Origin of the sequence: Burkholderia sp. HI2714, assembly GCF_002223085.1 — a bacterium.
Lineage (GTDB): Bacteria > Pseudomonadota > Gammaproteobacteria > Burkholderiales > Burkholderiaceae > Burkholderia > Burkholderia lata_D.
In genome coordinates this window covers 47,399-58,558 of record NZ_NKFM01000035.1, presented here as the reverse complement: position 1 = coordinate 58,558, position 11,160 = coordinate 47,399, and the positions used below count along the sequence as shown (strand labels likewise).

The 11,160-nt window shown below is 68.3% G+C and carries 8 protein-coding genes; 6 read left to right on the top strand and 2 right to left on the bottom strand.

Translation table 11 applies throughout. The features are described 5' to 3' along the window. Window positions 1–419: 419 nt before the first annotated feature. The 3 genes from CFB82_RS18235 (at window position 420) to CFB82_RS18225 (ending at window position 4,203) form a co-directional block, all read left to right on the top strand. Window positions 420–1,982, top strand: a complete 1,563-nt coding sequence (locus CFB82_RS18235; protein WP_089446734.1) for a sensor domain-containing diguanylate cyclase — start codon at window positions 420–422, stop codon at window positions 1,980–1,982. Between the two features lie 161 nt (window positions 1,983–2,143). After that, window positions 2,144–3,529: a cache domain-containing protein gene (locus CFB82_RS18230; protein ID WP_069252792.1), complete on the top strand. Its 1,386-nt coding sequence runs from the start codon at window positions 2,144–2,146 to the stop codon at window positions 3,527–3,529. 29 nt (window positions 3,530–3,558) lie between these two features. After that, a complete protein-coding gene (locus CFB82_RS18225) occupies window positions 3,559–4,203 on the top strand; it encodes a response regulator (RefSeq protein WP_069252793.1) in 645 nt (214 codons plus the stop codon). A gap of 51 nt (window positions 4,204–4,254) precedes the next feature. Here CFB82_RS18225 and CFB82_RS18220 read toward each other — a convergent pair whose 3' ends face one another. Further along, window positions 4,255–5,775, bottom strand: a complete 1,521-nt coding sequence (locus CFB82_RS18220) for an MFS transporter (RefSeq protein WP_089484755.1) — start codon at window positions 5,773–5,775, stop codon at window positions 4,255–4,257. A 144-nt stretch (window positions 5,776–5,919) separates the two neighbouring features. Here CFB82_RS18220 and CFB82_RS18215 point away from each other — a divergent pair, with 144 nt between their 5' ends. Continuing rightward, the gene (locus tag CFB82_RS18215) at window positions 5,920–6,558 is read left to right on the top strand and encodes a TetR/AcrR family transcriptional regulator (protein ID WP_089485003.1); all 639 of its coding nucleotides are present in this window, start codon (window positions 5,920–5,922) and stop codon (window positions 6,556–6,558) included. 62 nt (window positions 6,559–6,620) lie between these two features. Here CFB82_RS18215 and CFB82_RS18210 read toward each other — a convergent pair whose 3' ends face one another. Further along, on the bottom strand, window positions 6,621–7,217 hold the full coding sequence (locus CFB82_RS18210) for an MlaC/ttg2D family ABC transporter substrate-binding protein (RefSeq protein ID WP_027790211.1): 597 nt from the start codon (window positions 7,215–7,217) through the stop codon (window positions 6,621–6,623). Window positions 7,218–7,540: 323 nt separating this feature from the next. Here CFB82_RS18210 and CFB82_RS18205 point away from each other — a divergent pair, with 323 nt between their 5' ends. Together CFB82_RS18205 and CFB82_RS18200 are read left to right on the top strand one after the other, a co-directional pair. Beyond that, the gene (locus CFB82_RS18205) at window positions 7,541–10,174 is read left to right on the top strand and encodes an MMPL family transporter (RefSeq protein WP_089484754.1); all 2,634 of its coding nucleotides are present in this window, start codon (window positions 7,541–7,543) and stop codon (window positions 10,172–10,174) included. Next, window positions 10,167–11,141, top strand: a complete 975-nt coding sequence (locus CFB82_RS18200) for an MlaA family lipoprotein (protein WP_089484753.1) — start codon at window positions 10,167–10,169, stop codon at window positions 11,139–11,141. The genes CFB82_RS18205 and CFB82_RS18200 overlap by 8 nt, the downstream gene beginning before the upstream one ends. The last annotated feature ends 19 nt before the right edge of the window (window positions 11,142–11,160 follow it).

The following is an 11,160-nucleotide window of genomic DNA, read 5'->3' as shown; positions in this document are numbered from 1 at the left end:
TTCGCGTGCGTGTGCCGTTAACCAGATGGAATCGACGGCTGCATGCCGCGCACGACGGCCCTTCATGCCCCAAAGCCTTGCGCTGGAACGCTCTGCCCGATATTCGCAAGCCCCGGAATTCACTGTCATTTGATCCGGATCAACGCCCGGCAACATTTTCCGCGTCGGCGGACGCGCGCGTTATACTCCGTTGAATTCGCGTTGCCCGATTCGTCGGATCGTGGAATCGGCGCAGATGTCACCAGTGAATGCTTGATTTACCGGTATATCCGGCCGCGATTACCGATAATCGGCGTCCATTTTCCCGCCGGCCGGCAGGAAGGCGTCGGAATGGCCCCGTCACGGATCGCCGCCGGCACGACATACGAACAATCGCATCGGCCCGCCTCCCGGCGGCAATGCCCATCGATCCATCGACCATGGCAGAAACCGACTACGCAATGCCCCGCGAATCCGGCCTGACGAGCCGTGTCGCCGCGCATCTGCGCCGGTTCCTGCTGCCGCACCTGATCTTCTATACCGGCCTGCTGATCGCGCTGGTCCTGCTCCTCCTGTGCGGGGTCGTGCTGTACGAAGGCCGCATCGACGCGCGCGACCGCTCGGCCGCGATGCAGCAGAATCTTGCGCTGATGGCGTCGTGGGACATCGAGCGCAACATCGAGATCTATTCGCTGTCGCTGCAGGCCGTCGTCGAAGGCGAGAACGACCGCGACGTCGTCAAGCTGCCGATGGCGCTGCGCCGCCAGGTGCTGTTCGACCGTGCGACGACCGCCAAGTACCTCGGCGGGATCTACGTGCTCGACGCGAAGGGCGACATCGCGGTCGACGGCAAGAGCGACGTGCCGCGCAAGGCCAACTTCAGCAACGAGCCGTACTTCGTCGTGCACCGCGACCACCCCGGCGCCGGCCTGTACGTCAGCCCCCCGTATCACTCGCGGCTGCGCGGCGGCTCGCCGAGCATCGCGCTCAGCCGGCGGATCACGAGGCCCGACGGCTCGTTCGGCGGCGTCGCCGTGATGTCGATCCGGCTCGAATATTTCCAGAACCTGTTCTCGCGCCTGTCGCTGGGCGATCGCGGCTCGATCGCGCTGATCAACACGGACGGCAAGATGCTCGCGCGCGAGCCGTACGACCCGAAGATCGTCGGCCGCGACATCAGCCATGCCAGCACGTTCCGGCGGTTCATGACCGCCAACGAAGGCAGCTTCGCCGACACCGCGTCGATCGACGGCGTGCGGCGCCTGTACGTGTTCCGGCACCTCGAGAACCTGCCGCTCATCATCATGGTCGCGCGCTCGGAAGCCGACACCTACGCCGCGTGGTACGACCGTGCGATTCCGATCGGCTCCGCGATGGTCGCGCTCGCGATCGGCTTCGTCGGCCTGTCGCTGCTGCTCGACGTGCAGCTGCGCAAGCGCCACCGCGCGGAAACCGAACTGCAGGCGCTCGCGCGCACAGACGGCCTCACGGGCCTCGACAACCGCCGGATGCTCGACGTCACGCTTGCGCGTGAATGGCGCCGTGCCGCGCGCTCGCAGCATGCGCTGTCGCTGCTGTTCATCGACGTCGATTACTTCAAGCGCTACAACGATACACAAGGGCACCAGGCCGGCGACGACGCGCTTGCCGCGGTCGGCCACTGCATCGCCGGCTGCCTGCGCCGCCCGGCCGATTACGCGGCGCGCTACGGCGGCGAGGAATTCGTCGTGGTGCTGCCCGACATCGACACGGACGGCGCGGTGACGATCGCCGAGACGATCCGCACCGGCATCCTCGATCTCGGCATCCGGCACGACGCCGGCACGTCCGGCCGCCTGACGGTGAGCATCGGCGTGACGACCAGCTATCCCGAACACGACGACGACATGCAGGGCGCGCTGAAGCTGGCCGACGACGCGCTGTATCGCGCGAAGGAAGGCGGGCGCAACCGCATCGTCGTGCACCCGGCCGCGTCCGGCGGCCTTGCGGCGCGGCAGGCCTGAGCGGCCGGACACGCCACGCCGCCGAGCGACGGCCGGGCGGTCGCCGGGCCGCCGACGCCGCCGCCCGTGCGCAAAATCGCCGACAATGTCGCCTCGACATGCCGCCGCACGGCTGACGCACCCGGCCGGCCCGCGCCGGTGCACGGCTGCTTCGCACCACCATGAGACTCAAGGCAAAGATCTTCCTTCTGGCCATCGTGCCGTTCCTGCTCGCGATCGCCGGCATCGGCTTCGGCGTGCGCCAGCAGGCGACGTCCCTCGCGCGCACGCAGCACGCGACGATCCAGGCCGCGTACCTGTCGAGCAAGGAAGTCGAGCTGAAGCACTACGTCGAGCTGGCGACGAGCGCGATCATGCCGCTCTACGACGCGAGCGGCCGCAACGCACGCGACGACGCGATGCTGCGCATGCAGGCGCTCGCGATGCTGCAGAAGATGGATTTCGGCCCCGACGGCTATTTCTTCGTGTACGACCTGCACGGCAATTCGCTGATGCATCCGCGCGAGCCCGAGCGTGTCGGCCACAACTACTGGTCGATGCGCGACCCGCAGGGCGCGCTGACGATCCAGAAGCTGATCGGCGCGGCGGCGAGTGGCGGCGGCTACGTGCGCTACGCATGGCAGCGGCCGTCGACGGGCCGCGTCGCGCCGAAGCTCGGCTACGTCGTCGCGCTCGAGCGCTGGGGCTGGATGGTCGGCACCGGCATCTATCTCGACGACGTCGACACCGCGCTGCAGCGCATCGACGCACGCGCGTCCGCGAACATCGAGCGCACGATGAGCTGGCTCACCGCGATCGCGCTCACCGGCGCGGCGGCGATCGTCGTGTGCGCGCTGGTGCTGAACGTCAGCGAGTCGCGCAGCGCCGACGCGAAGCTCAAGCTGCTCGCGCAGCGCGTCGTCGAATCGCAGGAGCAGGAGCGGGCACGGCTGTCGCGCGAGCTGCATGACGGGATCAGCCAGATGATGGTGTCCGCGAAGCTGATGCTCGAATCCGCGCTCGCGCGCTTCGAACGCGGCACGGCGCGCATGCCCGAAGCCGAGCAGGCGCTGGCGTCGGGCGTCGGGCGGCTCGGCGACACGCTGCGCGAAGTGCGGCGCATCTCGCATGCGCTGCGTCCGTCCATGCTCGACGACCTCGGCCTCGCGGCCGCGCTCGAGCAACTGGTGCGCGAGCTCGGCGCCGAAAGCGGCATCGACATCGGCTATACGCAGGTCGCGCACAGCGGCACCCGGCCGCTGCCCGAAGCCGTCAACACCGCGCTGTTCCGGATCGCCCAGGAAGCGCTCAGCAACATCGTGCATCATGCGCAGGCGTCGCGCGCGGCCGTCACGCTCGACGTCGGCGCGCAATCCGTCGTGCTGACCATCGCCGACAACGGCTGCGGCTTCGACGCCGAACGCTCGCAGGCCGATGCGCGCCGCGGCATCGGCCTGCGCAACATGCGCGAGCGCCTCGACGCGCTCGGCGGCACGCTGACGATCACGTCGCAGGTCGGCCACACGATCGTCGCCGCGCGCGTGCCGCTGCCCGGCGCCGCGTCATGACGCGCCCCATAACAGGAGACCTTTCACGCATGAGCGCCCCCGACACCGCCCGGCCCGTCGCCCGACTGCTGCTCGTCGACGATCACCCGCTCGTGCGCGACGGCTTGCGGATGCGGCTCGAAGCGGCCGACCTGTCCGTGGTCGGCGAAGCCGGCAACGCCGACGAGGCGCTCGCGCTCGCCGCGTCGCTCGAACCCGATCTCGCGCTGATGGACGTCGGCATGAACGGGATGAACGGCATCACGCTCGCGAGCGTGTTCCACGAGCGCTTTCCAGGTATTCGCGTGCTGATGCTGTCGATGCACGACAACACCGAATACGTGACGCAGGCCGTGCGTGCCGGCGCGAGCGGCTACCTGCTGAAGGATTCGCCCGCGAGCGAGATCGTGCGCGCGATCGGCGCGGTGCTGGCCGGCCAGACGTTCTTCAGCGAAGGGCTCGCCGCGCGGATGATCCACGCGAGCGCGACCGCGTCGCCGCTCGACCGGCTCACGCCACGCGAACGCGACATCCTCGACGCGCTGGCGGAAGGGCTGTCGAGCAAGCAGATCGCGCAGCAGACGGGGCTGTCGGTGCGCACGGTCGAGACGCACCGGCTCAATCTGAAGCGCAAGCTGGAAATCGAAGGGCAGGCCGAGCTGATCAAGTTCGCGGTGGAGCATCGGCGGCGGTAGGCGTGCCCGACGTGGCGATCCGGCGAAAGGCCCGACCAGCCGCACGCCGGATCATTCCGGCTGTGAAGACGTCACGCACGCCGCCGCGCGCCCCGATTGCTTCTCCGATTCACGCCGCACCACCAGCATCGCCACAATCGCAATGCTGAGGATTCCGGAACACAAAACCGCGATCGAAAACCCCTGCGCCATCGCCTCCCGATACGCACCGAGCAGCGCCGGCCGCCCCGCCGCAATCACATGCTCCATCACCGCCTGCCGCGCAAGCGTATCCGCCTGTGCGCTACCCGCCGCCTGCATCGCGGCCGTCATCCGGTGTAATGCACCGATACTCATCACGCTGCCGAGCACCGCGATGCCCATGCTCATCCCGGTCTGACGCAACGCGTTCATCGTCGCCGACGCCATGCCCGCGCGTTCGGCCGGCGCCAGTTCCATCACGGTCATGCCGGTCGCGGGCACCGCGAGCCCCATGCCGACCCCGAGCACCGCCAGCGCGACACCGACCGGCACATACGACGTGTCCGCGCCGAAGCCGGCCATGAGCGACAGCATCGCGCCGATCAGCCCGTATCCAGCCACCATCAGCGCATGCAACGGAATACGCGCCGCGATGCGCCCGAACATCATCGACGTGATCGCCGTCATCACGAACTGCGGCATCAGTTGCCAGCCGGCCTCGGCCGGCGTGCGCCCCTGCGCCTGCTGCAGGAACAGCGACAGGAAGAACAAACTGCTGTACCCCGAGAACCCGAGCACGAACGACGCGAGATTGGCTCGCACCAGCCGCCGGTCGCGAAACAGCCAAACCGGCAGCAGCGGCCGCTCGACGCGCGTTTCGACCCGCACGAACACGACTAACGCCACCGCCGCGCCCGCCAGCGGCGCGAGCACCTTCACGTGCGACGCGCCGGCTTCGCCGATACCGATCAGCCCGTACGTGAGCAACCCGAGCCAGGCCACGCTCAGCACCTGGCCGAACGGATCGAACGCCGCATGCTGCGGATGCCGGCGCTCCGGAATGCCCCATGCGCCGAGAAGCACGGTCACGATGCCGATCGGCACGTTGACGAGGAAGATGTTCTGCCATCCGCCGTGCTCGACGAGCAGGCCGCCTGCCAGCGGCCCGAGAATCAGCGCGAGCGCGCTGAACGCGGACCATCCGCCGATCGCGCGGGCGCGCTCGCGCGCATCGGGAAACGCATGCGTGAGGATCGGCATCGCGCCCGGTATCAGCAATGCACCGGCAAGCCCCTGGATCGCGCGGCCGATCAGCAGCGGCTCGATGCTGCCCGCGCATGCGCAGACCACCGATCCGGCCGTAAACAGGACGACGCTGGCGAGCCACACGCGCTTGTGTCCGTAGCGATCGCCGAGCGGCCCGGCCGACAGCATGAACGCGGACAGCGCCAGCGCATACGCATTGACGACCCATTGAAGGCCGCCGATATCGGTGTCGAGCGCCGTTTGCAGCGTCGGCAATGCGACGTTGACGATGCTGATGTCGAGCGTGGCGAGAAAGGTGCCGAGACAGGCGGCCAGGACGAGTGCGGCGCGGCGGTAGCGAGGCATGGCGGTCGGCCCTTCACGGGCACGGGGATGAGAATGATTCTCATCATATATATCGACTGACCGTCGGTCAATGGATTGCGTTGGCCGCGAGCGGGGTGCTGGCCTAAACTGCGGGCTTTGCACGAACGGGCGTTGAGCCGCGCGATGACGGACAGGACAAGGGCAGGGACCACGACAGTGAAGGACGACGCGCCGGCAGGCAAGCCGCGCACGAAGCCGGCGGAAGTACGCCTCGAGGAACTGATGGCGGCGGCCGAGACGCTGTTCCTCGCGCAGGGGGTGGAGGCGACGACCATCAGCGAGATCGTCGAGCACGCGCAGGTCGCGAAAGGCACGTTCTATCACTACTTCGAATCGAAGTCCGACATGCTCGCCGCGCTCGCGCAGCGCTACACGTCGTCGTTCCTCGACCGGCTGCAGCACGCGGTGGACGCGTGCGACGCCGACGACTGGCTCGCGCGCCTGCGCGCATGGATCCGCGCCAGCATCGAAACCTACGCGGCGACCTACCGCACGCACGACATCGTCTACGCGAATCACCATCACCACGATCGCGCGAATGCCGACAAGAACGCGATCCTCGAGCAACTCGGCGCGATTCTCGACGGCGGCGCACGGGCCGGCACCTGGCGGCTCGCGCATCCGCAGGTGACCGCGCTGCTGATCTATGCGGGCGTGCATGGCGCGACCGATCACATCATCGCGGCGCCGGAAACGGATCGTGCCGCGTTCGTCGACGCGGTGGTCGACGATTGCCTGCGGATGCTCGGCGCCGACGCGTAACCATGAAAAAGGGCGCCCGAGGGCGCCCTTTGTGCATCCGGACTGCAGCCCGGAAGCGGCTGTCAGTTCGTCCGCGAATTGTGCTTCTGCAGATACGCGATCAGGCCATCGATCCCGCCCGACGCGAGCTGGCTCTTGAACTGCCCCTGGTAGACCTGGATCAGCCACGCGCCCGACATGTCGATGTCGTAGATCTTCCAGTCGTTGCCGACCTTGCCGAGACGATAGCCGACCGACTGGCTGTCGCCCGGCGTCGTGACCGTCGACTGCACGAGCGCGTCGGCGCCCGACGCGCCGCCGGCCTTGAACGAGAACTTCGCGTCCTGGCTGCCGAGCTGCGCGAGCGACGCGGCGTAGGTGCGCGTCATCAGCAGCTTGAACTGCTTGTACAGCTCCTGCTGCTGTTGCGGCGTGGCCTGCTTCCACGCGTCACCGACCGCGATGCGGGTCGTGCGCTCGAAGTTGGTCGCGGGCAGGAAGCGCTGCTCGACCACCGCCGAGACCTTCGCCATGTCACCGCCACGTGCGGCCGGATCGGCCTTCATCGCGTTGACGGTGCCCTCGACCGCATTGCGGACGATATCGACCGGCGCACTCTGCGCGAAAGCGGAAACCGACACGGCGGCTGCCGCGACGAAAGCAAACAGATGACGTTTCATACGAATATCGCTCGATGAGAAAAAACGACCGGTTCGTTGCACCGGCCGACGGAGCAAAGTATACCGGGCCTGACGCCCCGGTGTGCCGCCGTGACCGACTGTTACCTTTCAGATCCTTTGTCACAGGCCCCGCGGCGGCGCGTCGAAGCAGCGCGGCGCCGTTTATGTAAATATCCCCTTACAAACGGTTCGGCCGGCGGTATCGATTCCGCCGCCGCGAACAAATCTCCTTCCCTTCTCGCAACCCCCAACGTCACGACCGCCGCCACGCTGCGCCGGTATACTTGGCTACTTTGCCCTTTCCAGCCGCTCCCCACCGCCACATGGTGACATCTCTCATCGTCCGACTCGTTGCATGGTCGGTACGCCGACCCGTCTGGGTCGTCGTGCTGTCGCTCGTCATCGCCGCGCTCAGCGGCGTCTATGTCGCGCAGCATTTCAAGATCAACACCGACATCAGCAAGCTCGTCGATGCGGAACCGCAATTTGCCGCGCTCGGCCACGCCGTCGACAAAGCGTTCCCGCAACGCAACGGCACGATCCTCGCGGTCGTCGAGGCGCCCGCGCCCGAATTCGCGAATGCCGCCGCGCAGGCGCTGACCGAAGCGCTGCAGAAGGATGCCGCCGCCGGCCGCATCGGCCAGGTCGCCGAGCCGGGCGGCGGGCCGTTCTTCGAGCACAACGGGCTGCTGTTCCTGTCGCCGCAGGAAGTCACCGATACGACCTCGCAGCTCGCGAGCGCGCGCCCGCTCGTCAACGAACTCGCGAAGAACCCGAGCCTGACCGGGCTCGCCACGACGCTCTCCACCACGCTCGGCCAGCCGCTGCTGACCGGCCAGGTGAAGCTGCCCACGATGGCGAAGCTGCTCGCCCGCAGCGCCGCGACGGTCGACGACGTGCTGGCCGGCAAGCCGGCCGCGTTCTCGTGGCGCGCGCTGGTCGACAACGATGCCGCGCGGCAGCCTGCGCGCGCGTTCGTCACCGTGCAGCCCGTGGTCAACTACGGCGCGCTGAAGGCCGGCGCGGAAACCAGCCAGGTGATCCGCGACGCGGCCCGTTCGATCGACCTCGCGAAGCGCTACGGCGCCGTCGTGCGCCTGACCGGCGAACAGCCGCTCGCCGACGACGAATTCGCATCGGTCGAGGACGGCGCGGCGCTCAACGGCGTCTTCACGCTGCTCGCCGTGCTCGTCATCCTGTGGCTCGCGCTGCGCTCGAAGCGGATGATCGGCTCGGTGCTCGTCACGCTGTTCGTCGGCCTCGTCGTGACCGCCGCGCTCGGCCTCGCGATGGTCGGCTCGCTGAACATGATCTCGGTCGCGTTCATGGTGCTGTTCGTCGGCCTCGGCGTCGATTTCTCGATCCAGTACGGCGTGAAGTACCGCGAGGAGCGCTTCCGCGATCCGCGCATCGACCACGCGCTGATCGGCGCCGCGCACTCGATGGGCATGCCGCTCGCGCTGGCCACCGCGGCCGTCGCGGCGAGCTTCTTCTCGTTCATCCCCACCGCCTATCGCGGCGTGTCCGAGCTCGGCCTGATCGCGGGCGTCGGGATGTTCGTCGCGCTGCTCACCACGATCACGCTGCTGCCCGCGTTGCTGCGCCTGTTCGCGCCGCCGGGCGAATCGAAGACGCCGGGCTTTCCGTGGCTCGCGCCGGTCGACGATTACCTCGACCGCCATCGCAAGCCGATCCTGATCGGCACGCTCGTGGTCGTGATCGGCGCGCTGCCGCTGCTCGCGTTCCTGCGCTTCGACTTCAATCCGCTGCACCTGAAGGACCCGAACAGCGAATCGATGGCGACGCTGCTCGCCCTGAAGGATTCGCCGGAAGCCGCCGTCAACGACGTCACGCTGCTCGCGCCGTCGCTGGCGGAGGCCGATGCGGCCGCGAAGCGCCTCGACGCGCTGCCCGAGGTCGGCCGCACGACCACGTTGTCGACCTTCATCCCCTCCGACCAGCCGGCCAAGCGCGCGGCGATCGCCGCCGCCGCGAGCGACCTGCTGCCTGCGCTGACGCAGCCGCCCGCGCCGCCCGCGACCGACGCGCAGCGCGTCGCCGCGCTCAAGCGCGTGTCGGACCTGCTGAGCTACGCGGCCGAAGATCACCCGGGCCCGGGTGCGGCCGCCGCGCAGCACCTGTCCGCGTCGCTCGCGAAGCTCGCCGCCGCGGACGCCGCGACGCGCGACCGCGCCGAACGCGCGTTCTCCGACACGCTGCGCATCGCGCTCAACCAGCTCGCGTCGCTGCTGCAGCCGCAGGACGTCACGCGCGAATCGCTGCCGCCGCAAATCGTGCGCGACTGGGTCGCGCCGGACGGCCATGCGCTCGTGCAGATCTCGCCGAAGGTGCCGAAGGGCGTCGACCCGGGCGACGACACGATGCTGCGCCGCTTCGCGAAGGCCGTGAAAGCCGCGGAACCGGGCACGACCGGCGGGCCGATCTCGATCCTGCATTCGGCCGACACGATCATCAACGCGTTCCTGCATGCGGCGCTGTGGTCGATCATCTCGATCACGGTCCTGCTGTGGGTCACGCTGCGCCGCTTCGGCGACGTGCTGCGCACGCTGGTGCCGCTGCTCGTATCGGGTATCGTGACGCTCGAGCTGTGCGTCGTGCTCGGCATGTCGCTCAACTTCGCGAACATCATCGCGCTGCCGCTGATGCTCGGCGTCGGCGTCGCGTTCAAGGTGTATTTCGTGATGGCGTGGCGCGCGGGGCAAACCGGGTTGCTGCACTCGAGCCTCACGCATGCCGTCCTGTTCAGCGCCGCGACGACGGCGACCGCATTCGGCAGCCTGTGGCTGTCGCACCACCCGGGCACGTCGAGCATGGGCAAGCTGCTCGCGCTGGCCCTGACCTGCACGCTGATCGGCGCCGTGGTGTTCCAGCCCGTCCTGATGGGCAAACCGCGCGTCAAACGCGCCAAGAACCAATCGCAAGGAATCAATGAATAAGGTGCGAATCATTGCGGCGACCGTTGCCGCCAGCGCAGCGCTGACCGGCTGCGCGACGGGACCGAACCGCAACCCCAACGACCCGCTCGAGCCGATGAACCGGGCGATGTACAAGTTCAACGACACCGTCGACACGAACATCGCCCAGCCGATCGCGAAGGGGTACCAGAAGGTCACGCCGACGCCCGTGCGCACCGCGATCAGCAACTTCTTCTCGAACCTCGGCGATCTCGGCAACATCGCGAACAACCTGCTGCAGCTCCGCATCACCGATGCCACCGAGGATCTGATGCGCGTGGCGATGAACTCGGTGTTCGGCGTCGCCGGCCTGATCGACATCGCGACGCCCGCCGGGCTGCCGAAGCATCACCAGGACTTCGGCCTGACGATGGCGCGCTGGGGCGTGCCGTCGGGCCCGTATCTCGTGCTGCCCGTGTTCGGGCCGAGCACGATCCGCGACGGCGTCGGCCGCGCGGTGGACGTGCGCTTCAACCTGCTGAACTATATCGAACCGGCCGCGCGCAACCCGATGTACATCGCGCAGTTCATCAGCGCGCGTTCGGACCTGCTCGGTGCGACCGACCTGCTGAAGCAGGCCGCGCTCGATCCGTATTCGTTCGTGCGCGACGCGTACCTGCAGCAGCGCAAGTCGCTAACGTATCGCAGCCAGTCGTCGTCGGCCACGGTGCCGACCTACAACGAACCGGGTGAATCGGGCGCCGTGCCGGCCGGGACGCCGGCCGTGCCGGGGTTGCCGAACTACGAGGATCCGGGCGATGCGGGCGGCGCATCGGGCGCTACGCCGAACAACGCACCGGCCGCGCCGGGGCTACCGCAGTACGACGATCCGGGTGCGGACAACGCGATGCCGGCGAGCGCGCCTGCCGCTGCTTCGGCATCGGCACCGGCTGCGGCATCGGCGGTCGCACCGGCGACGCCTGCGAGCGCTCCGGCCGTGCAGCAGTAACGCTGCAACGGCCGTCGCC

Coding starts and splice junctions, on each gene's coding strand:
- CFB82_RS18230 (WP_069252792.1), top strand. CDS start 2,144: ATGAGACTCAAGGCAAAGATCTTCCTTCTGGCCATCGTGCCGTTCCTG.
- CFB82_RS18210 (WP_027790211.1), bottom strand. CDS start 7,217: ATGAAACGTCATCTGTTTGCTTTCGTCGCGGCAGCCGCCGTGTCGGTT.
- CFB82_RS18220 (WP_089484755.1), bottom strand. CDS start 5,775: ATGCCTCGCTACCGCCGCGCCGCACTCGTCCTGGCCGCCTGTCTCGGC.
- CFB82_RS18235 (WP_089446734.1), top strand. CDS start 420: ATGGCAGAAACCGACTACGCAATGCCCCGCGAATCCGGCCTGACGAGC.
- CFB82_RS18225 (WP_069252793.1), top strand. CDS start 3,559: ATGAGCGCCCCCGACACCGCCCGGCCCGTCGCCCGACTGCTGCTCGTC.
- CFB82_RS18200 (WP_089484753.1), top strand. CDS start 10,167: ATGAATAAGGTGCGAATCATTGCGGCGACCGTTGCCGCCAGCGCAGCG.
- CFB82_RS18215 (WP_089485003.1), top strand. CDS start 5,920: ATGACGGACAGGACAAGGGCAGGGACCACGACAGTGAAGGACGACGCG.
- CFB82_RS18205 (WP_089484754.1), top strand. CDS start 7,541: ATGGTGACATCTCTCATCGTCCGACTCGTTGCATGGTCGGTACGCCGA.